General features: G+C 44.4%; 25 protein-coding genes, 2 tRNA genes and 1 pseudogene. 12 read left to right on the top strand and 16 right to left on the bottom strand.

The genetic code is table 11. The annotated features are described in order from the left end of the window. Positions 1–328, bottom strand: a pseudogene (locus Q0C29_RS05870) (translation elongation factor); the annotation flags it as partial. A 151-nt stretch (positions 329–479) separates the two neighbouring features. Here Q0C29_RS05870 and Q0C29_RS05875 point away from each other — a divergent pair. Both Q0C29_RS05875 and Q0C29_RS05880 read left to right on the top strand, forming a co-directional pair. Beyond that, positions 480–794 (top strand): hypothetical protein, encoded by a 315-nt coding sequence (locus Q0C29_RS05875; RefSeq protein WP_291999730.1) that lies wholly within the window; start codon positions 480–482, stop codon positions 792–794. Between the two features lie 112 nt (positions 795–906). Further along, positions 907–1,584, top strand: coding sequence for a hypothetical protein (locus Q0C29_RS05880; protein ID WP_291999731.1), 678 nt, complete (start codon positions 907–909; stop codon positions 1,582–1,584). A 30-nt stretch (positions 1,585–1,614) separates the two neighbouring features. Here the strand turns inward: Q0C29_RS05880 and Q0C29_RS05885 are convergent, their stop codons facing one another. The 4 genes from Q0C29_RS05885 to Q0C29_RS05900 all read right to left on the bottom strand — a co-directional run bounded on the left by Q0C29_RS05885 (position 1,615) and on the right by Q0C29_RS05900 (position 5,050). Then, positions 1,615–2,712 (bottom strand): ATP-binding protein, encoded by a 1,098-nt coding sequence (locus Q0C29_RS05885; RefSeq protein ID WP_291999753.1) that lies wholly within the window; start codon positions 2,710–2,712, stop codon positions 1,615–1,617. A gap of 67 nt (positions 2,713–2,779) precedes the next feature. Next, positions 2,780–4,177 (bottom strand): 4Fe-4S binding protein, encoded by a 1,398-nt coding sequence (locus Q0C29_RS05890; protein WP_291999732.1) that lies wholly within the window; start codon positions 4,175–4,177, stop codon positions 2,780–2,782. Between the two features lie 37 nt (positions 4,178–4,214). Continuing rightward, a tRNA-Tyr gene (locus Q0C29_RS05895) sits at positions 4,215–4,335 on the bottom strand. Between the two features lie 76 nt (positions 4,336–4,411). Continuing rightward, entirely contained in the window at positions 4,412–5,050 is a 639-nt protein-coding gene (locus Q0C29_RS05900) for a mechanosensitive ion channel domain-containing protein (RefSeq protein ID WP_291999733.1), read from the bottom strand. A gap of 376 nt (positions 5,051–5,426) precedes the next feature. Here Q0C29_RS05900 and rimI point away from each other — a divergent pair, with 376 nt between their 5' ends. Then, a complete protein-coding gene (gene rimI / locus Q0C29_RS05905) occupies positions 5,427–5,966 on the top strand; it encodes a ribosomal protein S18-alanine N-acetyltransferase (RefSeq protein WP_291999734.1) in 540 nt (179 codons plus the stop codon). Between the two features lie 5 nt (positions 5,967–5,971). On the opposite strand, the gene Q0C29_RS05910 is transcribed toward rimI, so the two are convergent. The 9 genes from Q0C29_RS05910 to Q0C29_RS05950 form a co-directional block, all read right to left on the bottom strand. After that, the gene (locus Q0C29_RS05910; protein WP_291999735.1) at positions 5,972–6,979 is read right to left on the bottom strand and encodes a hypothetical protein; all 1,008 of its coding nucleotides are present in this window, start codon (positions 6,977–6,979) and stop codon (positions 5,972–5,974) included. Positions 6,980–7,045: 66 nt separating this feature from the next. Then, entirely contained in the window at positions 7,046–7,822 is a 777-nt protein-coding gene (locus Q0C29_RS05915; RefSeq protein ID WP_291999736.1) for a Zn-dependent hydrolase, read from the bottom strand. Between the two features lies 1 nt (position 7,823). After that, entirely contained in the window at positions 7,824–8,864 is a 1,041-nt protein-coding gene (locus tag Q0C29_RS05920) for an NAD(P)-dependent alcohol dehydrogenase (protein WP_291999737.1), read from the bottom strand. A gap of 62 nt (positions 8,865–8,926) precedes the next feature. After that, positions 8,927–9,769 carry a hypothetical protein gene (locus tag Q0C29_RS05925; protein WP_291999738.1) on the bottom strand — a complete coding sequence of 281 codons (843 nt, stop codon included), beginning with the start codon at positions 9,767–9,769 and terminating at the stop codon, positions 8,927–8,929. Positions 9,770–9,854: 85 nt separating this feature from the next. After that, positions 9,855–10,337: a 3-isopropylmalate dehydratase small subunit gene (locus tag Q0C29_RS05930; protein ID WP_291999754.1), complete on the bottom strand. Its 483-nt coding sequence runs from the start codon at positions 10,335–10,337 to the stop codon at positions 9,855–9,857. A gap of 632 nt (positions 10,338–10,969) precedes the next feature. Continuing rightward, a complete protein-coding gene (locus tag Q0C29_RS05935; RefSeq protein WP_291999739.1) occupies positions 10,970–11,248 on the bottom strand; it encodes a hypothetical protein in 279 nt (92 codons plus the stop codon). 79 nt (positions 11,249–11,327) lie between these two features. Beyond that, entirely contained in the window at positions 11,328–11,792 is a 465-nt protein-coding gene (locus Q0C29_RS05940; protein WP_291999740.1) for a PaREP1 family protein, read from the bottom strand. Positions 11,793–12,107: 315 nt separating this feature from the next. After that, positions 12,108–13,115, bottom strand: coding sequence for an isocitrate/isopropylmalate dehydrogenase family protein (locus tag Q0C29_RS05945; protein ID WP_291999741.1), 1,008 nt, complete (start codon positions 13,113–13,115; stop codon positions 12,108–12,110). After that, positions 13,112–14,275, bottom strand: coding sequence for a 2-isopropylmalate synthase (locus tag Q0C29_RS05950; RefSeq protein ID WP_291999742.1), 1,164 nt, complete (start codon positions 14,273–14,275; stop codon positions 13,112–13,114). Before Q0C29_RS05950 ends, Q0C29_RS05945 begins: the two co-directional genes overlap by 4 nt. A 317-nt stretch (positions 14,276–14,592) precedes the next feature. Between Q0C29_RS05950 and ilvB the strand changes: the two genes are divergently transcribed. From ilvB to Q0C29_RS05970, 4 genes are all read left to right on the top strand, one after another. Beyond that, positions 14,593–16,317 carry a biosynthetic-type acetolactate synthase large subunit gene (ilvB, locus tag Q0C29_RS05955; protein WP_291999743.1) on the top strand — a complete coding sequence of 575 codons (1,725 nt, stop codon included), beginning with the start codon at positions 14,593–14,595 and terminating at the stop codon, positions 16,315–16,317. Then, positions 16,310–16,600 carry an ACT domain-containing protein gene (locus tag Q0C29_RS05960; protein ID WP_291999744.1) on the top strand — a complete coding sequence of 97 codons (291 nt, stop codon included), beginning with the start codon at positions 16,310–16,312 and terminating at the stop codon, positions 16,598–16,600. Before ilvB ends, Q0C29_RS05960 begins: the two co-directional genes overlap by 8 nt. Then, on the top strand, positions 16,593–17,579 hold the full coding sequence (gene ilvC, locus Q0C29_RS05965) for a ketol-acid reductoisomerase (RefSeq protein WP_291999745.1): 987 nt from the start codon (positions 16,593–16,595) through the stop codon (positions 17,577–17,579). Before Q0C29_RS05960 ends, ilvC begins: the two co-directional genes overlap by 8 nt. A 129-nt stretch (positions 17,580–17,708) precedes the next feature. After that, positions 17,709–18,962, top strand: coding sequence for a 3-isopropylmalate dehydratase large subunit (locus tag Q0C29_RS05970; protein WP_291999746.1), 1,254 nt, complete (start codon positions 17,709–17,711; stop codon positions 18,960–18,962). Here Q0C29_RS05970 and Q0C29_RS05975 read toward each other — a convergent pair. Then, positions 18,953–19,846, bottom strand: a complete 894-nt coding sequence (locus tag Q0C29_RS05975) for a DNA-directed RNA polymerase subunit D (RefSeq protein ID WP_291999747.1) — start codon at positions 19,844–19,846, stop codon at positions 18,953–18,955. The two genes, Q0C29_RS05970 and Q0C29_RS05975, sit on opposite strands and share 10 nt — an antisense overlap. Positions 19,847–19,939: 93 nt before the next feature. Here Q0C29_RS05975 and Q0C29_RS05980 point away from each other — a divergent pair, with 93 nt between their 5' ends. Then, positions 19,940–20,419, top strand: a complete 480-nt coding sequence (locus tag Q0C29_RS05980; RefSeq protein WP_291999748.1) for a hypothetical protein — start codon at positions 19,940–19,942, stop codon at positions 20,417–20,419. Here the strand turns inward: Q0C29_RS05980 and glp are convergent. After that, entirely contained in the window at positions 20,406–21,680 is a 1,275-nt protein-coding gene (gene glp, locus Q0C29_RS05985; RefSeq protein ID WP_291999749.1) for a gephyrin-like molybdotransferase Glp, read from the bottom strand. The two genes, Q0C29_RS05980 and glp, sit on opposite strands and share 14 nt — an antisense overlap. A gap of 117 nt (positions 21,681–21,797) precedes the next feature. Between glp and Q0C29_RS05990 the strand changes: the two genes are divergently transcribed. The 4 genes from Q0C29_RS05990 to Q0C29_RS06005 form a co-directional block, all read left to right on the top strand. After that, the gene (locus Q0C29_RS05990; RefSeq protein WP_291999750.1) at positions 21,798–22,760 is read left to right on the top strand and encodes an ornithine cyclodeaminase family protein; all 963 of its coding nucleotides are present in this window, start codon (positions 21,798–21,800) and stop codon (positions 22,758–22,760) included. Positions 22,761–22,890: 130 nt separating this feature from the next. After that, positions 22,891–22,979 (top strand) — tRNA-Ser (locus Q0C29_RS05995). Positions 22,980–23,102: 123 nt separating this feature from the next. After that, positions 23,103–24,080 carry an LD-carboxypeptidase gene (locus tag Q0C29_RS06000; RefSeq protein ID WP_291999751.1) on the top strand — a complete coding sequence of 326 codons (978 nt, stop codon included), beginning with the start codon at positions 23,103–23,105 and terminating at the stop codon, positions 24,078–24,080. Positions 24,081–24,515: 435 nt separating this feature from the next. Then, on the top strand, positions 24,516–26,828 hold a 2,313-nt coding region (locus Q0C29_RS06005; protein ID WP_291999752.1), incomplete at its 3' end, for an ABC transporter substrate-binding protein.

The following is a 26,828-nucleotide window of genomic DNA, read 5'->3' on the forward strand; positions in this document are numbered from 1 at the left end:
TCCTTAATCCACTGAAAACCCTCCTGAAGCCTTCAACATCATCAGGCATTACCACTCCCTTTAGTCCAGAGGCCTCGGCCAGTAGGGCTAATTCACCATCAATCCAAGTTAACTCACCGGGTACCTTAAGGTAGAAGGCCGAGGAGACTGATAATGCAACAGCCTCTTCAATAATCCTACTCACTGGTGGTACTAAAACTGACCTAACTAAGTTATCCCTCTTCCTATAGTAAATGCGTTCCTCACTCCTCTTTCCCATTAACTCAGCTAGTTTAATTGCCTCAGCTTCATTTGATGATAAAACCGTAATCACACTACCCCTAATCATAAGGCACCCGCAGCCCCTTCACCCAATATATACTTTTGCACGCATTAATAACATTACGAATTCACGGTTCACCAGCCTTAATGCCCACTTAAGGGTTAATTAAAAGTAGTGTTAAGCATATTTAAATAAGTAGACGCATCACTAGGTTAGAATGGGTAAGTGCATTGTTCAGGTTGATAGAAGTAAGTTTAGGTTGGGGGAAGCGGTTTACATTATGTTAACTAATGTTAGCGATAGGGCGCTTTACATAGGTTCATGGCATGTACTTGACTCATCATCAAGAGTAGTGTTCACCATGGAGCCTCCTCAAGTGTTAATTTCACCATCCTCCTCAATAATGGTCACTTGGTTTCAAGTAACTAACGAGGGGACTCAGATTAGGAGAGGTAAGTATGAGGTGGTTTGGAGACCTAAGGATGAGGATGGTAACGAATACTCCTGCAATGTTCAAATTGAAGTAACATAAATTCATCAATGTTCCCCCATGCCATAGCTATAGAGCCTAGGTATTAGTTTCAGTTTAACACTACCTTCAAGTACTGTTAAGATTTTTACACCACAATTAAGTCACTAAATCTGTGGGTAAGGCAGCGCTAATGGTGGCTCTGCCAATGCTGATTGGCTTAACTAACGTTGATTACGCCAAACTAGCTAAGGGTGATGTAAGCTATAATGATTCAAGAGACTTCGTGAATAAGTTATGTACATCACTTAACCTTTACGATTGGCCCAAGCTAGTTGTTATTGAAACCGCAGTATACCCTATTAGCCAAATCCTAGATTTACCAGGGAGAAACCTTGAGGATATTTACATTGGAATGATAACCGTAGGTGAATTAATAGCAAGAGAGGTTAAAGCCAAGATAATCACCATAACTAGGAGCGGGGGCTTTAAGGCTAATGAATACTCTAAAGTCGTACCAATGCCCCAATGGCCTAAACATCCTGGGGAGGGCATCTTCATCACAATGGGTATGCTACCCATAAGCATAATGGGTAAGGTAAGCAGGTTACTTAACTGGTATGGGGAATTACTTAATGATCTTAAGGAAGGGACCATTGATGAATTAAGTAAGGAATTCATGAAGATGTATAAACTTAGCCGTGAAGGTTTAATTTACATATTCCCACCAATAGTTGACTTAGATGCTGGTGAATTAAGGAATGCATTGGTTGATGATGCAGTGCTGATACATGGTGAATTGGAGAAGTACCTCAAGCGCCGTGGAATTAAGGTGAGGGACACTAGGGTTTAAAGAATTCACGATGAATCACTAAGCCTTAACTTAATAAGAACCCATATTTATGGGTGATTCAAACGCCTTGCTTATCATTATGTCCGCTGGCTTATACTCATCATTTTCCTTAATGAGGAATGAAGCATCGGTAAGGTTTTGAAGAAGCTCACTTAACCTCTTATCATCAATCTCAACACCCTCCTTAGCCTCAATAGCCCTCTTAACATCACTCCACCTACAACCCTTAACGCACACCCTCATTATTGCATAGTACCTACTCTCTGCCCCCCTCCGTATGCTTAGGAAGTTCCTAAACTCCTCCATTATAAGTGATACGCCTAGGGATATTGTCTTATCTAACGCCTTCCTATGATCCCTTTCCTGAAGGTAATTGAAGCCATAGTAAGTTAACCAACCTGGTATGCCACCGAGATTACTGTAGGCATCCTCAAGTTCATCATCCTTAACCCTAACGCCCACCTCCTCGAACCCCCTCCTTAGGAATTCAATAGCCTTATCCCTAGGGAATGGGGGTACAGTGACGTTTACGAATGCCCTGCCGAATAATGGTGAACCCGCATCATTAAGCTTAAGGAACCTATAAACCATGCCTACTTCACTTCCTGTAAACACTAAACTAACCTTAAGGTTATCATAGGCGTAGGCCAAGGGGTACAGTAAATTATAACCCTTCAGCTTCCTTAATTCCTGGGACTCATCAAGCACAATAATGGCCCTCTTCCCCTCCCTTTCACCTATTTCCGAAAGCCTCTCAAGTAAGTCCGATACCTCAACCTTACCCCTACCCCACTTTAACTTAACCTCAAGCCCCATTACATTAACACCCTTAACACCGTTGAGTAATTTACGTAGCTTATCTGGAATGGTGTTTAACGCCTTCTCTAATTCTTGAGTAAGATCCCTGTAATTTAAGTAAAGCTTACCCTCGTATTTCCTTAAATCTAAGTAAATCCACAATGCATCTTCCTCCTTCATTAAGACCTTAATTAACGAGGATTTACCACTCCTCCTAATCCCAAGGAGAAGGGTAAGTGGGTACTTAATCCCAGTCCTCAGTTTACTAATCTCCTCTTCCCTATCGAAAAGATCCTTAGGGTCTTCTTTAGGTTTAGGGTCAAATAGCAGGGGAGGTCCCCAGTTACTGGAGAGGACCCCAGTTAATAAAACCTAGTGACCACGGCTTGAACTTGATCTAGGACTCTGGTTTAAGAAGGGTAATTGCACCCCTACTGCATGAGCTTACGCATATTCCACACCCAATGCATTCATCAGCCTTAATCCTTGGGTAACCTTGTTCATCAGTAATTATGGCGCTGCACTTAAGTGCAATGCAGTCTCCACATAGGTCACATAGGTTCCGGTTAACTACAGCCTTTAACCCACTCCTAAACCCACTAAGCCTAATCCAGGCTACACCACCATTGTTTAGGATACTGGTTATTAATTGGCATGCCTTATCGAGCTCCATACCACTATTAACCTCAATAATACTCACATTAGCGGGCGGTGGGCATTGGTCATCAATAATTATGAGAGTACCATCATCTACATTATCGTAGGCGTCGCATGATGTTGCAACAGTTACTCTACTACCATATGAGTAGTCCCCAATACCCTTAGCAACGGCTAGGGGGTTAATGTGGGTTACATCAGCAACGTCATTAATGTTCCTAGGCATGAAGTAAGTGGGGTTAGGGTTATAGTCAGGCCGCATTACTGTATCACTAAGCCTAATTAGGTAGGGTGAGGAGACTACTATTGGTACATTACCAAGCCTACCCTCCCTTCCTAATTTAAGTAGGCAGAATCTTATTAATGCCGCTGGGTCAATGGGGCCGTTATCAATTATCCTCCAAGCATCCTTCACTATTGAATCGAACTTAGCCTTAGAATCCTTGAACTCAACGTTTGGGTTAACTCCCTTAATTAAATTAACCATGAATGGCCTAGACTCCTCAACAACCTTAACCCCTGAGAGTTCATTAATTGGTAGTGGATTAACGTAGAGGCTCCTTGATACCGATGAGTCAGCGGGTAAGTAACCCTCAACCAATACGTCACCACCCCTCACATGTTCCCTAGCCCTGCTTAATGTTAACTTAACCCACTCATCACTAATACTCCACTGTTCAGGTAACCTCCACCTATTCCCCACACCCCAATTCCTATTGAAAACAGGCCTATTACCCAATACCTTAACCTCATTAAGCCTGGGGCAAAGTGACCTTGAGAGGAGGGGGTTAAGCCTAATGACGTATGGCTTCTCCACAACTGAACTATAGTGAAGAGCCTCATTTAATGCAGTGCTTAAACTATCCTCATCCCAAGGCTCAAGGCAAGGTAAGTTAATTAACCTGCAAAGGGGCCTAATGTCCCATAGGTCAATAACAGCAATAACCATGGAGCCCCTCACTGAGGCTACTGTTAACTCACCGAGGTGCCTAATGAAGCCGTAGGTGTCCAGTACCGTTAATGAATCCTGAGCAGTCATGGACATTCCCTGAACCACAGCCACAGGATCAGATACAGGGTATCCGCATGATCCAGTAAGCCTACTAACAATGGGTGACCTTTGGATTATCGTCTTCACTTGAACATTACTTAACCCAGTTTAATAAGGATACTGCTGGTCGGCCCGCCGGGATTTGAACCCGGGACCCCCCGGTTTCCGGCCACGGGGATTTAAGGTGAAATTGTCCCCCGTGGGGCTGACTACAGCCGGGTGCTCTGCCGCTGAGCTACGGGCCGGCTGACTGAAGCATTGCATTAATACAAGTTTTTTAAGCTTTCTCTCACATTAAAACAATAACACCATATTAGTGGCTTACTTCTGCTGCGGCTGATTTTTAGGCAATATGTATATTTTGTTACCTATTATTGAGTTGTTTGGAATTAGGACCTTAGAACCATCATTCTTAATGACCTCTGTGAACAATACGGCAACATCATTCACAATACCATCCTCACCAAGCAGGTTCACATGGTCATTTATCCTAAATGGCCTCGCCAACAGCAGAAATAAACCAGCCACGGCCTGCCCCAAAACTTGCTGAACCGAGAAACCAATGACAATTCCTAGGAAACCACCAATAGCTACACCTGCGACACCACCGCCAATGGCGCCAGCAATTCCCGCAATTAATGCGCCAATACCTATCAGTAGGAATACGTTTCTAATGGCTCTGGCAGTGGAATGGTCGTACCTAAACCTCATGGACCAGTATATAACGTCGGCAAAGGCGGACACTATTAGGTAGCCGAAGGCTAAGGTAAGTAGTACATTTATGTAAACCTCGTAAGGCTTAATGTATACGTGAAGCTTTGGAAGAGCCCATGTTATTAACCATTGCACTGCAGCCATCACAGCAACATATAGCACTATGTATACTACTAGCTTAGCCATGGCTTCTGCATGATGCCTACTTACCTCACTCTTACTTGTTTCCGACACACTAGTAGACATATTGTTAGGTATATGAATATGAATTTAAAAGTATTGCTCCCAGTAACTGGTTATACTATGTTTAATAATCTCTCAACACACTTATAATGCTGGAGCCAACTCAACAATCTGCTTAATCTTAGTGTTGATTGAAGTTTTATGTTCGCTTTAGAGTTTACTATGCTTTAACACTAATGGCAGTATTATGCATATGGTGTATGATGATCTACCCATAGTTAAGCTAAGTTAAGGACCAGGCCTCTACATAAAGACGTAGGGTAGGGGGTATGCCTAGAGCCAATGCGATACAGTGAGGTGGGAATCTCACCTCCTCAGGGATAGAGTAGTTGACTATAGGACAAATATTTATATAATAGTCTACTTTAGCTAATGCTTCATGGGTGTGGTCACTGAGAAGCTTGAGGGTGCTGAGGAGATTACTGGTAAGGGTGGTGTTAGGTTTATTATTAAGGAATTCGACATGAGTGACTTGGAGGATGTGGTTAGGATTAATAGGGCTGTCTTACCTGAGAATTATCCATCATACTTCTTCGTTGAGCATCACTTATCATTCCCCAAGGCCTTCATTGTGGCTAAGGTTAACGGTGAGACGGCTGGTTACGTAATGAGTAGGGTTGAGTTTGGTTGGTCCAACTTAAGGAGGGGTAGTATTGTAAGGAAGGGGCATATTGTATCCATTGGCGTGTTGCCCCAGTACAGGAGGATTGGGATTGGGTACAACTTAATGGTTAGGTCAATGAGAGCCATGAAGCACTTCTACAAGGCTAGTGAAGTTTACCTTGAAGTTAGGGTTTCCAATAAACCGGCCATTAGCCTATACGAGAAGTTGGGTTACGTAACCGTGGACGTTATTAAGGGTTATTACCATGACGGTGAGGACGCCTACATTATGGCTGCCTCCCTTGACAAATACTGAACTTATCAATTAATGGTTAATTCCCCGGTTAACTCATGGGGGTCATATATCTTGGCGTAGGTGAATATTCCCTTTAGATACGTTGAGACGTAAACCTTACCTATACTGCAGTCACCGTAATTCACCGTGAACGGTATTATCAACACGGCCCTATTCACATTACTCCTCTTCAACTCCTGCTCAATTGAATCCACAAGCTCCCTTAAGCCAGGCGTGTAGTTCGCTTGATTAAACTCAATGATCCTACTCACTACGGGAACCTTCTCACTACCATTCGGGTGCATTAGGAATATGCCTTCACTACTGATTACTGGTGAATACCCAAGTCTAGGTAAGTCTAGGTAATCGAATAATTTAACCGACAGCAGCCTACTGAGTATGTAGTATGTTAGGTAATTACCGCAGCACTTACATATTGGTTTACTGCACTTACTGTGTAGAAACTCATTAACAGACTGAATGCAGTTAATTAAGCCGCCGCTTATCATGAAGTCAAGCAACTGCATGGTGTAGTTTAACTCATCCCTCCTCTTCAACCCAATGGCCTTCAATGACTCTGGATTACCTGGCTTATAATTAATCAGTAGGTTCCTTAACACGCAGTTACCGTAGGCCATCTTCATCATTAACCTAGCGCATTCTGTGAGGAGGCCCTTCCTGAATAATTCCCCAATCCTAACCGCATCCTCGGTTAACTCCCCATTGTTAACTAGGCCCAAGGCCTGTAGGGTGGGTTCAATAACCCTAATGTTGGATTCACTTAAGCCATTAGACCTGAGGTAACTCACTAAGACCTCCTTAACACCCCTAAGGCCCTTGTCTGAGGCGTAAGCCAGTATATCGAGTATTCTCATTAACGGTACCCTGACATACCATGAGTTGCGCATGCACTCACTACTATTAACAATGCTTCTAATGTAGGCTAAGGCATCGTCAACACTCTTAAACATTGCCTTCCCGTCATCAGTCACTACCGTTACCTCATTTTCCGATACCAGTAGCTCTATCTTCATTACTGTTTGATTAAGGTTTAATCACGTTAAAATAGGTTACAGATAAAAATCCAAAGTTAATGATCCTTAAATGAACCATTCCTTGAAGTTAACTACGTTGTCTGGGTCATACGCAGGTATGATTACCCTGCTTCTGGCCCTCAGGTACTCGTAGGCGTTTAGGCACTCGTAAATATCCTCAGCTATACCTATGGGTATGTTCTCCCTAATGTTCCTAAGGGTGAAGGCTGAGTCCGTTAGGCTTACTACATAATCCTTAGTGTTAACCATCACTGCCATTGAACTCCTGTGGTGGCATCCAGTCCATTTGACGTTAACGCCATTAACAACCTCATCCTCATCATTAAGCAGTACTATCCTACCCCAAGCCTCCTCAAACAAGTAATCCCTAACGTACTTAGGTAGGTAAACGTCCCTGTTCAGGAACGGGGACGGCTTCGGGTTAACAACATCCTCAAACCAACCCCTCCTTGAGAAGTATATTTTAGCCTTCTTAAATAAGTCTAAGCCACCTACAGTATAGTCCTGCACTGGGGTTATTACCACGTGGGCTACGTCATCTGGCGTTAACTTAAGTCTCCTTAACACGTTCTCAATTCTCTCATCATCCTTAACAGTGAACCTGCACCTATCGCTACCCGCCCACTCCCTTAGGAACTTATTCCTTAGTGTTAGATCCCTAACTAAGCCAGTGCCCACTAGGACGTATCCATCATCAGTGTCAATTATCATGGTGTAGAAGCTTAACCTAACCCACTTATCGAAATCCCTCATCCAATACACTTCAGGCCCTGGAACCTCACCATGATCCCCAACCTTAGCTAACCAAAACCTCCTAATCACTTTAATCACCCCATGGCGTTATAACGAACCTTCCAAGCACCTTACCCTCACTTAATTTAACTAAGGCATCATTAACATCATCCTCGCTAAGCGGTATCTTCTCCACATACGACTTAACTCCATTATCCTTAATGAACCTAACCATCTCCTCCATTTCATTAATGCTACCGTAATTACTCCCAATAACAGTGTACTGCCAAGCCACGGAGTCGAAGACAGGTATGGGGTAGGACTTACCCTCCATACCTACCAACACCACTACACCACCCGGTTCAAGAAGTGGTATTGCCCTTGCTGACTCCTCATTGCCAACGAAGTCCAGGAGGACTGATGCACCGTCTGCACTGGCGCTCTTAACAATACTGCCTAAGTCGCTTGGGTGAACGGCGTAGTGGGCACCTAATTCCTCAGCCCACTTAAGCTTCTCGTCGCTTCTTGATACTGCAATAATAGTGACGTAGGGGGTCATCTTTCTAAGGTACTGTACAGCATATGAGGCTAAGCCACCCATCCCATAAACTATCGCCAGTGAGCCTGGGTACAGGTATGGTATGGTTTTCTTAACGGCTGAGTAGGATGTTAAGCCGGCATCAGCCAAGGGTGCCGCCTCAACAGGATCAATGTCTATTTTCACTAAATACCTGTAATCCGGTACATAGAGGTACTCCGCGTACCCACCGTAGTAGTTTGACTGACCTGGTATGCTTTGATCCCTACACTGCATGCACTTACCCACCCTACAGTACCTGCAGCCTGGGTCAGCCCAAATGGCGTACACAAGCACCTTATCCCCAGGCTTAAGTCCCTTAACCTTACCCCCAACCTCCTCCACCACGCCTGCATTCTCATGACCTAGGACGAAGGGTAGTTTGAAGCCCTCCCTAGGCTCAACACCCCTCCATAGCCTAACATCGGTCTTACACATTCCAGCCCCAATAACCCTAACTAGCACTGATTCATCATTACCAGGCTCCTTAACATCAATGGACTCAAGCCTAAGCCTCCCGCTGAACTCCCTTAGGATTAAGGCCCTAGCCCTCATTAATGTATCCAGCATTAACCTGATTTTAAAGTAATTAACCTAACAGGTTAGTTTAAAGTTAATTAACTGATTAACCACCTATCGTTGAGCTTCACCTCACCTGTACGTGGATTAACATTGTATGAGTGGTATTCCCCATTATTAAGCGGCTCACAGTTGGTTAAGGTGCGTGGCTTATAGTAATCCACTATTGTTGATGATGCGTAGAGGCTTGATTCACCAACCCTACACCAGTAAAGCCTATAGTAGTCATCACGCTCCTTATCCTTACCATCATTAAGCCTAGCATGGTAACCACCAACTATTACTTGAACCATATCCTGTTTAACAAGCATTATGCCTAGGTTAGCGCCAGTCCTCATGAAGCCCAGTAACCACCTTAAATCATCAATAGTAATACTACTCGACACCCTCCTGGCTAACGCTAAATTAGCCACGAAGGTATCATTATACTTAGCCTCAACCCACCCACCTAAGCCAAGTACCTTAATGAGCTCCTCCTTCCTAAATGAACCATTGTGAATCATGTAAACCTCATCCCCAGTACCAGTCACTGCATGAACTGGGTGGGTGGAGAAGAGGTTGATTGGAGTACCTGTGCTGGCTGCCCTTGCATGCATCATCTCAATGAATACCCCATCACCATTCACTAGGCTACTTAATGGGGAGTTGGGTAATGAGTCTAAGTATATTGGGTTAACACTCCTATGCACTGTCAACGATGGCTCACCCCCCAACCTACCTAACAGTGTTACTTTACCCCAGCCATCACTGTGCTTGGCTTCACCATACAGCCTACTACCGTATGGGTCGTTTGAAGCCGCCTTAATTAAACCATTAACCACATCCCCATACTGGTTAATGAAGTCAACCACATGCCCTATCATTACCAGCATCCTGCACATTAACTTGGATTAAGCGTTTTTGCGTTAAAAATAATTCGCGTGAATCAGCATTAATGTGGAAGTTAGAATGAGGATACTTAGGAGTTCACTTACCCTTTAGGTAATTCAGTAGTCCACCCTTAAGCAGTATTTCAAGGGCTACCCCAGTTATTGGCTTAGCCTTAACAACCCTTGAACCATTTATAATAATTTCACCGGCATCAACAATGACGCGTACATTATCACCATCATTAACCATCTTACTTATGCCCGGCACAGTTAAGACTGGGAGGCCATTATTTATTGCGTTCCTGTAGAATATCCTAGCGAAGTACTCCGCCAACACAGCCTTAACCCCAGCCGCCTTAAGCGCTATCGCAGCCTGCTCCCTACTTGAACCCATTCCAAAGGCCCTCCCACCAACAAGTATTACACCATTCTTAGCCTTCTCGTAGAAGTTTGGGTCAAGGGGCTCCATGGCATGCTTACCCAGTATTGATGGATCAGTGTAAACCAGGTACTTGGCTGGGATTATTACATCAGTGTCAATGTTATCCCCAACCTTAATTACCCTACCTTCCACGGCCAATTGAGGCATAGTTAACCCAGTTAATTTACTCATTTTAAATTTAACCTAAATAGCTACTGATGATTAATATAGTTCCTAACCCATACCCTACCATGAAACCAATACCATTAAGGCATAGCATTAATTTACGTTGGTAACTTTATGGGAAGAACCATTATTATACCTAGTAATCACTATAATTCCCCTGGAGTTTCATGAAATGATATTCTTGAGGTAAATGGTAATTATCCTTAAACTAATTCTTGAATAAACCAAGATCACTTAAGCTACGTTTCTTCATACTCAAATACCCATGAATCATTACTTAATTGAGTAATGAAAACGTAGGAAGCATTAATAGTAACGGTAGTAGGTTTAGAGAGAACTGAGTGAAGGCGGAACTGACCTCCTCCTTGTCCTTTAGGGTTGGGCTTTTCTTCAGGTGGTTTATTGCCTTCATTCTTATTACCGGTGGGTTTTAGCCATCTTGCTCCTTTTATCTAATGATAGGCCATGAGCCCTAGCCTCCCCGGAGGCTGACGGCGGGGACTGAACAAGTGATGCCGCCTCAGTGAGGGGCTCCGGAGAAGTGACGGTAAGCCCCAGTAGACGCAGAAACCCCACCATCCACGACGAGGAGCCGTCAGCAAGAATCACCTCCAACGCCCAGATCCCAGGGACAGGGAATACGTAGAATCCTCACAAGCATCCCCATGGAGGCGCTTTTTATCCCACAATACCTTAAAAACATTCAAATTAAAAAACCTACCCCTAATCCCAGAAGAGGCGAAGCCTGCTCTCCAGTTTGTCGATACTATTGCAATTACATTAACATTAATTAGGGAAGCAACCACACCTAAACCCCATCTTTTAGGGTGGTCTTCTTTCTTGAATGAATACTGAAGCAATGAATCTAAGCCAGCATTAATCAATAAGGACTACACCTAAGTGAGCCAGTAAACCACTAAACCCGCAAGAGTACCAACACGAAATTAAGTACATTGTAATATCTTAAAGTACCTTAGAAGCTTCCTCAATAAGTTTCTTAATGTCATTGAGCCTTGCCTTAACTACCTCAATGCTTAGTTTACCTTCATGGAATCCCCAGACATGTAGGCCATAGGCTGAGTCCCAGCCCTCCTTAACCCAAGGACCTAAGGTACTGGATAATGTGGTTGAGACCGTGAAGAGCATGTGAGCGAACCACCTGCCTTCCCTCACAGCTTGTTGATGTTCCATTAGATTATACTTCTCCGCTAATGCCTTAATAACCTCCTCAGCAGCCTTATACGCTTTCTCAGAGGCTTGAGCAACATCACCCTTAGCCAAATAATCCTCAGCCTCAGCCAAGTATCTTTTAGCAGCCTCAAGCCTAAGCTTCACAGCCTCCTGAGGATCCAGCCTAGAGACCGCCTCAATAATCAAATCCTCAACGCTAATACCTTTCTCCTCAGCAACCCTAATAAGCTCCTCCATACATATGATTTCTAACTCTAGAATAAATATTTTGTTAGATATTAATTCCTCCAGGGTTGAAACTATATTCAGTAATAATAAGTTAAGTAAGTAATTTACTCAGTAGTGTCAACATTATTCCCTTGATACTTCTATAATATTTATGATATTAATCTAATAAAGTTACACTATTTAAGATATTGAATAATTCTAAGGCAATATAACCATAATATTAGTAATATAATGAATAAAATATAACATTATATATTATTCAGCAACTACAGTAATAATGTTAGATAATGAACATAACCCTATTATTCATCTTAATGGATTAGATTATAGGTGTGCTACAATCTCCTCAGTGAATGCATTGGTGGTTAAACCACCACCTAGGTCTGGGGTTAACTTACCACTGCTTAAGGTACTCAAGACACTACGCTCAATTGCCTCACCTGCAGTTACGTAATTCCCACTACCCGTTTTACCACCCCACCATTTAAGCATCCAGGATATGCACAGTATTGTTGCCGTTGGGTTAGCTACCCCCTTCCCAGCTATGTCGAAGGCTGCACCGTGAACAGGCTCAAACATGGCCTTAGAGTCACCCATGTTCGCTGATGGTGCTAAACCAATACTGCCCGTCACGTAGGCAGCTATATCACTCAGTATATCACCGTAAAGGTTAGTGGTTAAGACTACGTCGAAGTCCTGCGGTCTCCTAACCATATCCATTACTGCGGAGTCTATGTACATTTCATTAACCGTAACGCCAGGGTACTTTAATGCAACCTCCTTGGCTACGGTCCTGAATAGTCCGTCTGTCACGCTTAGTACATTAGCCTTATGGACAATGGTCACCTTACCCCTCCTAGCCTTAGCCATCTCGAAGGCCACCTTAGCGATCCTTTCACTAGCCCTCCTTGAAATTACCCTTAAGGCAACTGCTACGTCGCCGGTTAACATGTGCTCAGCCCTAACGTAAACATCCTCAGTGTTCTCCCTAACTATCACTAAGTCAACCCCATCCCTAAGCGCCTTAACACCCGGGTATACTTTAGCCGGCCTAATGTTTGCGTAGAGGTCAAGCCCCCTCCTTAATTTAACCACAACATCCCCTGCGCTCTCCCCAACAGGCCCCTTCAATATGGCGTCGGAGGACTCAATTAGGCTCCAGTACCTGCTTGGTAACGCTTCACCATACTTGCTTAAGGCTGAGTCGCCGGCTTCAACATCATGAAGCTCAATGGTTAACCCATACTTAGCCGCAGCAGCCTTAAGGACTCTTAGGGCTGAGTTAACAACCTCAGGGCCTATTCCATCCCCCCTTATCACGGCAACCTTCACGCTGATTCACCGTTAGTCTCCATTAGTACTATCCTTTTAAAGTCCTCCCACGTTAAGCTACTCCCCGAGTCACCCAACTCCTTTATGCGGCGGAGTATCCTCGTGACTAGTTCATTACTGGGCTCAATACCCATCATCTTCAACGCGTACTCCACTGAGTGCCTACCACTATGTTTACCTAGGACTATTCTACGGTTCATACCAACCATGGTGGGGTCAATGGGCTCGTACGTGAGTGGATTATTTAAGATACCGTGCACGTGTATGCCGGATTCATGGGAGAAGGCGTTGACGCCAACTATTGCCTTATTAGGTGGTACAGGTATCTTGAAGAACCTTGACACTGTGTCTGAAACCTCCTTAATCTTATTGAACCTAATCCCAGTATTATAGCCCAGTAGGAATTTAACAGCTGAGGCAATTTCCTCCAATGCCGCATTACCAGCCCTTTCACCAACACCGTTTACTGTACCATGGGCTTGATCAGCCCCAGCTTCTATTGCGGCCACACTATTGGCAACAGCCATACCGAAGTCGTCATGGCAGTGGACACTGAGTAGGTAATTACCCCTCACCCTACTCTTAATTAACCTAACCAGGCTCATAATCCTACTAGGCCACATGACGCCGACCGTGTCAGCTATATCAAGCCTATCAGCCCCAGCATCAACAACACTTTGAAACACGTTGATTAGGAAGTCTAAGTCACTTCTCGTAGCATCCTCCGCACTGAACTCAACGGTTAAACCATGGCTCTTCGCATACTCCACCGCATTAACGGCCGTCTCAATGACCTGGCTCCTACTCATCCTTAACTTATACCTCATATGTATGTCTGATGTTGCTATGAATAAGTGAACCGCCCTCACATCAGCGTCAATCGCCTTATCAATATCAGCCTTATTAGACCTTGATAACGCAATAACCTCAGACTCAGTTACCTCCTTACTAATCATTTTAACAGACTTAAACTCACCTTCACTTACAGATGGGTAACCCGCCTCTATTGAATCAACACCGAGGTCCTCAAGCTTCATTGCTATTATTAACTTCTCCTCAGGTCTTAACGCAACCCCTGGTGTTTGTTCACCATCCCTTAGGGTGGTGTCTAGGAACCTCACGTACCTAACCCCCGTTTCCTTAACGGGGGATTGAATCATTTCTTGAGCAATCTAGACCACCCTAACACCCCCTTCAGTATTGAGTATATAAGTTTTAAGCCTTAGCCAACTGATAAATACTAGGGGTTAGTATCAATAGAGTCTCCTTTTGCTAAGTGAAGGGCTAGTAATTAGAATGAAGCAGATAGATAGTTTAGGGGTAATGCTTAAATAGGGGAACCTAGACACAGTAGTTTAATGAGGTGTTTTATTCTTTACGTACGATAGGGAGGGGCCTTGGAAGGCCCGACATGAAATACGTGAGTTAAATAGAGAAAACAACCAAACTAAGTCAAACCCAAGTGAACTAATGATGGGTGGTTACGGTGGTTAGGGCTGTTGATGCATTAGCTGATGAAGTCGTTAAAATGAACATTAAGGAAGTGTTCGGGATACCGGGTGGCCAAATAATGCCGCTGTTCGATGCATTCTACGGTAAGGACACTAAAATATTCCTCTTTAGGCATGAGCAGGGAGCCATTCATGCGGCTGACGCCTACGGTAGGATTACTAGGAGGCCTGGGATTGTAATGGTAACCTCAGGCCCAGGGGCAACTAACCTAGCTACCGGCTTAGCCAACGCAATGATGGATTCATCACCCCTAGTAGCCTTAACCGGCCAAGTACCAACCTCAGTGTTTGGTAGGGATGCATTCCAGGAAACTGACATTATCGGTTTATCAATGCCGATAGTTAAACACACTTTCATGGTTAAGAAACCCGACGACCTCGTACCAGCCTTTAAGGCCGCCTACAGGATAGCCACTGACGGTAGACCTGGCCCTGTCCTAGTGGATTTACCGAGGGATGTTCAATTATCTGAGGTTAAGGGTGAATGCTCAGGGAGCATTAACGTTAACTACAAGGGTGTTCCAGAACCAGACATAGGCCTAGTGGCCTATGCCGTTAAACTACTGATGGATGCTGAAAGACCAGTGATGCTGGTTGGTGGCGGGGTGTGTTGGAGTAATGCCACTGAGGAGGTGCTGGCCATTGCTGAAACACTCTGGATGCCTATAGTGACTACCCTACCTGGTAAGAACTGTGTACCGAATAATCACCCATTATTCATGGGTCCAGCTGGAATGCATGGTAGGGTTGAGGCTGATGCTGCATTAATTAACTCCGACCTAGTATTGGCTATTGGGACAAGGTTCAGTGATAGGACTGTGGGTGACTTCAAGGAGTTCCAGAGGGGTAGGAGGATTATTCATATTGATATTGATAAGAGTGAGATAGGGAAGAACGTTAAGCCAAGCGTCGGCATAATAGGTGACGCTAAGGTTGCCTTAAGGATGATGCTGGAGTTGATCCCGAAGGCAGCCGTTAAGAATGAGGCCTTCGTTAATTGGCTTAGGTCGATTAAGGAGTCTTACGAGAAGTTTAGGGAGCAGGATAACATGCCTGGTTTCGCACCATGGAAGGTACTTAAGGTGATTAGGGAGGTTACGCCACCACACGCCATAACGGCCACAAGCGTCGGTAGTCATCAAATGTGGAGTGAGCTCCACTGGGATGTTTACGTGCCTGGAACATTCATAACCAGCGCTGGCCTAGGGACTATGGGGTTTGGTTTACCAGCAGCCCTTGGAGCCAAGGTTGCTAAGCCTAATGTACCTGTTATTGACATTGACGGTGATGGCTCATTCCAAATGACCATGCAGAACCTAGCCCTAGTTAGGGAGTATAATTTACCCATAATTGTGGTTATATTCGATAATTCAACACTCATGCTTGTTAGGCATTGGCAAATGCTACTCTACAGTAGGAGAATAATTGGCGTCGACTTCCAGGCTAACCCAGACTTCATTAAGATAGCTGAGGCGTATGGGATAGATGGGGTTAGGCCAAGTAATTACGATGAGTTAAGGAGTAGTGTAGCTAGGGCTATTAGGAGTAATGAACCACTGGTGGTTGATGTAACAATAGATAGGGAGAGGGACTTAGTGCTACCGTGGGTTCAGCCGGGTAAGTGGCTTACTGAAGTAACCCTACCTGATGGGTTTAAGGTTGACTTAAGGTATGGTGGTGGGCATGAATAACTATAAGATAAGCATAACGTTGCTTAATAATGATGGAAGCGTAGACCCGGTGGTTAGGGCACTTAACGTAATCAGGAGGGGTAAGGTGAACGTTAAGTCAATGTTAACTTACTTCAATCAGAATCACGTTAACGTTGAAGTGTACGTTGAGGGTATTGAAGATGAGGTTAACTGGGTTTGTAATAAATTGAATAAACTATACGATGTAGTTAACGTAAGCTACTCAACAAGTATAAGTATACCTAAAGTACAGTCTCTACAGGTAGGTGAGAGGAATGGCTAAGATATATAGGGAGGGAGACGTGGACCTATCTGAATTGAAAGGTAAAGTAGTGGCCGTGTTAGGCTACGGTATACAGGGGAGGTCATGGGCACTTAACATGAGGGACAGCGGGTTAAGGGTAATCGTAGGTGTGAGGCCAGGTAAGAGCCGTGACCTAGCTCAACAGGAGGGGTTTGAAGCTCATGATGTTGCTGAGGCAACCAGAATGGCTGACGTCATTGCTGTACTACTCCCAGACATGGTTCAACCAAGGGTTTGGGCCAGTGAAATAGGGCCTAATCTAAAACCCGGTGCACTAGTCATATTTGCCCACGGCTTCAACATACGCTACAACCTAATTAAACCCCCCAGTAACGTTGACGTAACACTGGTAGCCCCAAAGGCACCAGGTAAGGCTGTTAGGGATGAGTACCTGAGGGGATGGGGAGTGCCTGCACTTGTTGCAGTTCACCAGGACTACACCGGTAAGGCGCTTAAAAGGGCGTTGGCGGTTGCTAAGGCAAACGGCTTCACCAGGGTTGGTGTAATTGAAACCACCTTCGCTGAGGAGACTGAAACAGACCTAATCGGTGAGCAGACAGTGCTGGTGGGTGGCTTAATGGAGTTGATTAAGAAGGGGTTTGAAACCATGATTGAACTTGGTTATCAACCTGAGGTAGCCTACTTCGAGGTCCTTAATGAGGCTAAGTTAATAATGGACCTAATATGGGAGAGGGGCATATATGGGATGCTTAACGGTGTTAGTGAAACAGCAAGGTACGGGGGGTTAACGGTAGGCCCCTATGTTCTTGATAATGCCGTTAAGGAGAGGATGAGGAAGGCTGCTGAGAGGGTTAGGAACGGGGAATTCGCCAGGGAGTGGCTGAATGAGTATGAGGGGGGCATGAAGAACCTCAGTAGGATGCTTAATGAGATTAAGAACCATAAGATAGAGATTGTTGGTGAGGAATTGAGGAAACTAATGAGGAGTGGTAGGTAATACTATATTATATGCATTAATAAAATATGGAATGCTTAATGTTATTTTTACAAATATTAACACTAAGTTAAGTAGGGTTCTTGGTAAAATTAATAAACCCATTATTAAACACCGTAGTAGTGATTAATAGTGGGCCTCACATTAACAGAAAAGATACTGAGTAGAGCGGCGGGAAAGCAAGTGTCTCCAGGTGATGTAACTGAAATATCAGTTGACTTAGCGGCATTCCATGACCTAACCGGGCACCATGTGGTGGAGGTTATGGAGAATATTGGTGTTGTTAAGGTTTGGGACCTGGATAAGTTCGTAATGGCCTTTGATCACCTGGCACCACCACCTAATGAGAGGGCCGCTGAGATTCAGGTTAATTTAAGGAAGTTCGCCAAGTCCATTAACGTGAGGAACTTCCATGATGTTGGGGACGGCATCCTACATCAACTACTCCTAGAGAAGTACGCACTACCTGGTCAAGTAGTCATGGCTGCCGACAGCCACACAACCACTGTCGGTGCAGTGGGGGCTTTTGCCCAGGGAATGGGGGCTAGTGACATGGCTGCAATACTCATAACCGGTAAGACGTGGTTAATGGTGCCTGAACCATTCCTAATAAGGCTCATTAATGAACCATCACTTGGTGTTTACGGTAAGGACGTAGCCCTCCACGTGCTTTCAGTGTTTAAGGCCGAGGGCTTAAACGGTAAGTCGGTTGAATTCCAGGTTGAGAAACCTAAGGCATTCCCAATGGACTATAGGGCAACAGTATCAAACATGGGTGTTGAGTTTGGCGCTGATGCAGCAATATTCATCCCAGATGAGGAAACCATCAACTACCTAAGCAAGAGCAGGGGTGTTAACGTTAAGCCAATTAACCCGGACCCCAATGCTAGGTATATTGACGAGTACACTATTGAGTTAAATAAACTTGAGCCGCTTGTGGCTGCACCGCACAGTGTAGATAATGTTAAGGCAGTTAGTGAAGTGGAGGGTACTGAGGTTGACTACGTCTTCATAGGTTCATGCACTAACGGTAGGTTAAGTGACCTTGAGGTTGCCGCCAAGATACTTAAGAATGGGAGGGTTAAGGCGAGGTGCGTGGCTATCCCAGCATCAAGGGACTTATTCATGAAGGCCCTTAACGCTGGTTACGTGGAGACGTTAACTAAGGCGGGTTGCGTGGTTACGTATGGTACATGTGGGCCATGCTTAGGAGGGCACTTTGGTGTAATTGGGCCAGGGGAAACGGCTGTGTCCACCGGTAGTAGGAATTTTAAGGGTAGGATGGGGTCACCTGAAGGTAAGGTTTACCTAGCTAATGCAGCCACTGCAGCAGCCACGGCGCTTGAAGGTAAGTTAACGGACCCCAGGAAGTATCTTCAACCCTGAGTTTGACTTAAACCAGTGTCCTGATTACCTGCATTTCCCTGACCCTCAGCTTCACTTGGCCTTGAGGCTTGCCTCTTAGCCTCATTACGGATAACGTCAAGGAATGTGGTGAAGCGCCACTTCCACACCCTGAAGGCCTCCTTAAGCAGGTTCACCATACTCATGTTACCGTAGTTCTCAATCCAAAAGACGTACTTATCCTCATCCCAATCCACCACCAGTGAGCCACTGCAAGCCTCCTCGCACGTCTTCCAGTTATCGAAAGTACACTGCAGTGGGTCCGTGATCACGAATTCATTATTGTTCTTAGCGATGCCCCTGCATGATTCAAGGCATGATGCGCACCTCTCATCCTTTGGGTTAAGTAACTGAACCTTGGGGTAGTAGTAGTATGATGCTAGGCATGCCTGCCACTTAGCATGATCCCTGGCTCTACCTAACTTGGCGTAAGCCTCAATGGTCAACACCTGGCCCTTACCCATCTTAACTATTAACGTGTCCGGGTAGACGGGGGCAAAGTCTGGGTCATCTGGGATTAAGTCCTTAGCGTAAACCGACACTAACTGGTCATTAGCTTTAACGCTTAACTGGTACCTAACCTGGCATAGGCTTGGGTCAACTAATTCATCCTCACATTCCTCAATCTTAGGTAACTTCTCTAGGTTTGTCTTAAGCGGGATCATGGATAACCTATGCGCGAGAACCTCATCATACATTACGGTAGTGTTATCAAGCACAATCACCCTATCAATGGCTAGCACAGGCACATCAGTGATTAGTATTCTCCTAAGTGAGTTAACTAGACTTGGCTTAACACCCTCCATCACTAATTTCAAGTAATCATCACTGTACTGGAGAACCTTAACCGATACCACATGCCCCACTGGCTGGGTATTTTATAAACCTTAATTAGTGTTGGTGAAGGCTGCTAAGTGAGGGTGACGAAAGTTAAATTAAGGTTAAGGTGAAGAGCCAGTGTGGGGATTACTGAGAAGTTCATTGAGGCCTTCCTAGCAATATACAGGGACTATAAGGGTAAGTGGGGTATAATGGATGTGTACGCGTATAGGACTCAAGGTAAGTCAACTAAGGCCTTCGCGTCCTTAATAATCAACATTGGAGGTAACCCAAGAACCATAAACGCGTACTTATTCTCCACTGGGAAGGTAATGATAGTGACGGACGTAACCCCAGTCTTCAGGGGTAAGGTTAACTGCACTGGTTCATTCACAAGGGCTACAGTGGACATGTACCTACCCCCTGAGGAGTATAATCTATGCATCAGTGAGGGTATTAATGGTTCCCGAGGCATCCTACTAGCCTTAACTAAGGATTATGGTGAAGAGAGGATTATGCTTTATAGTGAGGTTGACCAAGGATCATTGAATTATAATTCCCTAGTTAAGGTACTGGGTGAGGTTAAGGACATACTGCATAAGCTCTTCACTGCTCAGTGAAGAGTGGCCGTATTAACTCAACCTCAACCTCATCACCCTCATCGTAACCCTCCCTATTTTCAGGAACCGTGAGGATCCCATTACCCTTAACTAACGTAGTCAACACGCCACTACCCGTTAATGCAAGTGGCTCAACGTAAACTTTACCATCCTTACCCAAGTAGGCCCTCACCCTAACGAAAGACCTAGTGTTTATGGGTGTTGCAACCCTCCTGGTTAAAATACCCCTAATTCTAGGCCTAGGTTCATCAACGGCATTCATCATGTGGAGTAGGATAGGCTTAACGAGGACCTCGAAGCCCGTTAATGATGCCACTGGGAAGCCGCTCAGCATGAATACTGGTTTACCGTCCTTTACTGCAACACTATTTGGTTTACCTGGCCTAATGGCTAACCCATGGTTCAGGTACTCCGGCTTTAAATCAGCCACAGCCCTTATTGTGTAATCAATCCTACCCACCGAGGCACCGCCCGTCGTCACCACTGCGTCATGGTTAATGAGCGCCTTAGAAACGTGATCCCTTATCGCCTGCTCATCATCAGGTAACTTAAGGTAATCAACAGTGCACCCAATGCCCCTAAGCATTGCAGTCAACACGAACCTAGTACTATTAATCACCCTACCTGGCGGTAAGCCACCCTTTAAGGTATCCTCAACCTCAACTAGCTCATTACCGGTGACTATCAGCATGACCTTGGGTTCATAAACCTTAACCTTAACAACACCCATTGAGGCTAATACGCCCAAGTCCCAAGGCTTAATTAAAGTACCCTTCCTGAATATTAACTCACCCTTAGCAACATCCTCACCCATCCTAGATACGTTATCCATGGGTGCCACAGGCCTATAAACCTCAACGTAATCCCCCCTCCTACCCGTATTCTCATACATAACCACCGCGTCAGCACCAGGGGGAAGAGGCGCACCCGTGGCTATTTCCACGGCCTCACCTTGATTCACAGGGTACTTCCCAGGCTCCTCCCCAACAGGTAGGTAACCCTTAACCCTCAGTATTGATGGGTTAGTTGGAGAAGCACCGAAAGTGTCAATACTCCTCACCGCATACCCATCAACAGCGGATCTATTGAACGGTGGCACGTTAACATTTGAGTACACGTCCTCAGCCAGATACTTGCCCACCGCATCAATTAAATCAACCTCAGTTACATTGGGCGTATGCTTAATGAACATCAACACCTCCCTTAACACAACATCAACAGGCTTAACCTCCCTAAACCCCTTACCGGCAACATCCCCCATTAATTCACTTCAGTCTCACTGCGTTTTAAATCCTTGCAGTGAACCGAAGCCATTAATTGGAATTAAACTTAAATACGCCTCAACGTGAAGGAGCCTTAGCCTAAATGGTGATGATTAGTGACACTTTACATTAGGGAGAGTGAGGTGAATAGGCTGCTTACTTACGGTGAAGTAATTAAGGCTGTTGAGGATGGGTTTAGGCTACTTGGAACCGGTGAGGCAATTAACATACCTAGGCGTAGGGTTGTATTACCTAACGCTGTGCTTCATGTTCTTCAAAGTGGCGTCTTAGGCGGCTATAATGTTGCTGGTTTAAAGGCATACATGAGCACTAGGCAGGGGACTAGGTTCATTGTCCTATTATTCAGTGTGAGCACCGGTGAATTACTCGCGATTATTGAGGCCGATAGGCTTGGTCAAGTGAGGACTGGTGCAGCGTCCGTTGTGGCGAGTAGGTACATGGCTAACTCAATGAGTGAATTAGGCATAGTTGGCTCAGGTAAGCAGGCTAGGGCTCAGTTTGAGGCATTCAACTCCACTGGCGCGTTAAGGAGGGTTAAGGTGATTAGTAGGAGCAGGGTTAATGCTGAGGCCTTCGCATCCTACATTAGGTCCAGTGGCGTGGATGCCGTGGTTGTTGATGATTATGAGGAGGTGTGTAAGGTTGATGTTTTAGTGACTGCGACAAACTCTAGGGAACCATTCATAAAGGGTGAGTACCTAATGGAGGGTGTTCACGTGAATGCGATTGGAAGCAATTGGAGGAATAGGGCTGAATTAACCCCTGACGCTGTTAATAGGGCTGAGTTAATTGCAGTTGATGACCTAGAGCAGGCTAGGGATGAGGCAGGGGACTTAATAATGGCTGGTGAAGCAATATGGAGCAGGGTAGTTAACCTATCAAGTATTGTTGCAGGGAGAGTTAAAGGCAGGGTAAGTTCACGGTCTATAACAATCTTCAAGTCCCTTGGCATATCAATCGAAGATATTGTCACAGCAAAGCTAATATACGATAAAGCAGTAAAGGAGGGAATCGGTGTTGAACTAGAGTTCAGCGGCATGTTTAACATAGGACAATAGTGAAATCAGTCTCCGCCTAATTTTAACCTAATTAAAGCCCTATAGTACTTTCTGATTTAACTTAAGTAAATAATTATACCACTAAAGGAGTATAAAAGCTTAAAAATGGGGAATCACTCATAATGAACTTGCCGGGGTGGCCGAGCCTGGTCCAAGGCGCGGGACTCGAGATCCCGTCCCCGCAAGGGGGCCCGGGTTCAAATCCCGGCCCCGGCGCCAATCATTTGATCTAATAATTGAATGGGAAGATGGTTTAAGCAGTCATTTAATCTTAATCGCGATTTAACGCTATTGCGATACTTTAGAAATTAGTATTATTAAGTCACTGAGAATTAGACACTCATGAGGCATTCCACTAGGCCCCGGAGACTTAAGGTTGGCTCAACAATAATGCTTATTGCGCCTGCTAGTTTCCCTAAGCACTCTAATGTAGGTTTGAAGTTAGGTATTCAATTGCTTAGGAAGATGGGATTCAATATTGTACTTGGTAAATCAGTGAAGGAATCATGGGTTCACTGGCATTTATCAGGGCCCGATGATTTACGTGCTAGGGATTTGCTTGATGGCTTCAGAAGGAGTGATATTGACGCCGTTTGGTGCGCCCTTGGTGGTGCTGGTTCCCTGAGGTTACTTAATTTAATTGACTATGACTTAATTAAGGAGAACCCTAAAGTCATAGTAGGCTTCAGTGACGTAACTACGATTCAAAACGCCGTTTACTCAGTAACTGGCTTACCTTCATTACAGGGTCCAATGCTCTCAATAACCCCTAGGGCAAGTGATGAAGTTGGCTTGGCGAGGTTTAGGAGGGATTTAGAATTAACCGTGAGGATACTCATGGGTGAGACTATAGAATTAAGGCAACCTGATGATGGCCCATTCACGAAAGTAATAAATCATGGTAAGGCAAGAGGAAGGATTATTGGCGGTAACTTAACCCTCTTCACGTTACTGCAGGGTACACCGTATAGGCCTGACCCAAGTGGTGGGGTATTGTTTCTGGAGGATGTTAATGAGGAGGCGTATAGGGTTGATAATTACTTAACTGTACTGAGGTTGAGTAAGGTTCTTTCAATTATAAACGCGATTATTTACGGTGAATTCCCAGAGTCAGGACGCGGAGGCCCAAGTCCAAGTATTGAGGAGGTTATTACCGAGGACACTAGGGATACTACAAAGGCACCATCATTCATAGGTTATCCATGCTGCCATGGTGGTGATGAACATGGATTAAACACATACCCAGTACCAATCGGAATAGAGACTGAAGTTAATGCTGATGACGCGGTCGTAACAATGCTTGAACCCCTTACTGAGTAGGCACCAATACTAAGCATTAACTTACGATAAAAACTCAAGAGTAATGCACCTACTTTTATCAAATTTATTATTAATTACAGTACCATAGTACCTATATTTTAGCCATTGAATTACTAACATTTATGAAACATAAAATAATTATTTTTAATTTTACTCAAAGACCTTCAAAAAAGCATTATTAATAATGAACGTTAAGGCAATATCCTTCTAACTCCTGGTAATCAGTAAACAGTTTCATTCATATCATCTAATAATCTCAAACCATAGGGAAGCCGATTGATTAGGTATCTAAGAATGAGATACTACTATTTGCTTAATTACAATTAATAACTGACATATCTCTATTAGACTTATTAAACTATGATGGTAAATAAATAACATAATACATATCCTATATAGAGGAAAACTTAAAAAACTAAAACATAACCAATATTTATGACGAATACCTCATTAAAAACGGTAGGTATAGCACTAAGTATAATGGCTACACTCTTAATAATGTATAGCGTACATGTGACCTACGCTCAACAGAAGCCTCAGATTATTTTCCCCGTTGCTGGCGCCACCTTTGAGATTGCTCCTGGTACTCCTATTTATAATCCCTGGAACCCAATTGGGTTAGCTACATGTGGTATAGCTAGCTTTGGCACCTACTTGCCCTTAGCCTTCTACAGTTACTTAACTGGCCAGTACCTGCCTGTCTTAGCTAGGAATTGGACTATTCAGCTTCTCCCTAATGGTTCTGCATTGTTCACTATTTACCTTAGGCCTGGCTTATACTGGTATAATGGATCAGCAACGATGCCATTCACAGCATGGGACCTTTATGCTGAGTACTACATTGGTATTAAGTCCTTCTCCTGGTGGACTCCTTTCATTAACCAGTCGCTTGTTGATGAGGATTTAAGGGTGCTGAATAACTACACTCTTCAAATCCTCGTTAATGATTGGTCACCGTTAATACCAGTCTGGGTTTTAACACAATGCATTAATGCCCCATACTTCGTTTGGGAGCCGGTCATTAATGAACTTAAGTCTATGAACTGGACTCAAGCAATGAACTTTTCAACCAATATAACTAAGATTGTTGTGCCTTATTGGGGTATTTACCCATGGTACCTAACTTACTTCAGTAACAATTACATGACACTAACCCTTGAACCAAGCAACCTACTGAATGAATGGTTCAGAGTATTTCCATTAGCGGACTGGTATTACTATGATCCAACGTATGAGGCAATATGGGGACCTAATTCTGTAGCTTACGAGTATTGGTATGCCCTTAAGGCTACCTGGGGCTCAGCAGGCTTCTCATGGCAACAGACCATGATACTTGCAAGCCGTGGAGTAGGCATATACTTTGCACCGGCTTGGATGGTAATGGGTATTTACATTAATCCTCATTATTACCCATATAATATTCCTCAGGTTAGGGAGGCTTTATGTTATGTTATTAATAGGACTGAGGTTGGTGCATCATGGGGTTTAGCCATTAGTAAACCAGCCTACTACCCCGAGCCTGTGATCCCAGAAACCATCGATACTTATCCACCAAGCATTAGGCAGTTCATCATACCATGCTCCTACGACCAAAACAAGGCAGCTCAAATGCTACAAAGCATAGGCTTCAAGAAGGTTAATGGCTACTGGTACACACCAAACGGAACACAATTAACATTGGAGGTTTTGGCACCAAGTGGATTCACAGACTGGATGACAATGGCTGCTGACGCAGTAACGCAATTGGATGCATTCGGTATAAATGCTAAGCTAATAGGGCAGGATGTTGGAGTATTCTGGGGTACTACCATACCGAATGGTATGTATCAGGCAGCAACAAGTGCGCTTGGCGGGACAATGTCTTACTCCAGTGCTTGGAGTTTCCTGCAGTGGCCTTGGTGGCGCTCTGGTAATGCTATTTCCGCGTATGTTTCTGGTAGTGATACTTGGCCTTTCCAGTGGCCTAATGGTACATGCACACCGGTTACTGCGCCAGCATCACTCAAACTACCAAACAGTACAGTAGTATGGTGCGTTAACTCAACATTCGGATACATTAACTTGACTAATTGGCAAGTGTTCTTTGATAAGGTTGCTGAGCCTAATACTCCACTCTATGATTTAGCAATAGAGACGATATTCGCCTGGTACTACTACTTCGTGCCAGCAATACCACTCTACGATAAGATTACGCCATTAATGTACGCTAAGTCTGTTGCCGACGTTAACTGGACTTATGACTGCCTACCAACCACAACAAACTACGCAATAGTTGGCACAGCAGACTACTGGTGGACATTTGGACCAATGTACTACGTCCTATTAGGCGCATACGCACCACCAGGTGAAGTACCACCGTTAGCTCAAGCAATAGCTAACGGTAGCCTATGGACCAACCCAAGGCTGAAACCAATAGCATTATACATAGGCTTACCAACACCAGATACCTCAATACAACAATGCGTAGCCAAATACTTCCACATACCATACACTCCGGTAACATCAACCACCACTACGTCTACTACGACTTCAACAACCACAAGCACTACAACGACCACTACAACCACTACTACCACTACGACTACTACAGCCGTAACAACAGCCACTACCACGGTCACATCAACAGTCACATCAACAAGCACATTAACAAGCACCACAACAACAGTAAGCACAATAACCGTGACTAAGCCGGTGGTATCAACAGCATTAATAGCAGGAATAATAGTAATAGTCATAGTAATAGCAGCA

The sequence above is a fragment of the Caldivirga sp. genome (genome assembly GCF_023256255.1).
Classification (GTDB): domain Archaea; phylum Thermoproteota; class Thermoprotei; order Thermoproteales; family Thermocladiaceae; genus Caldivirga.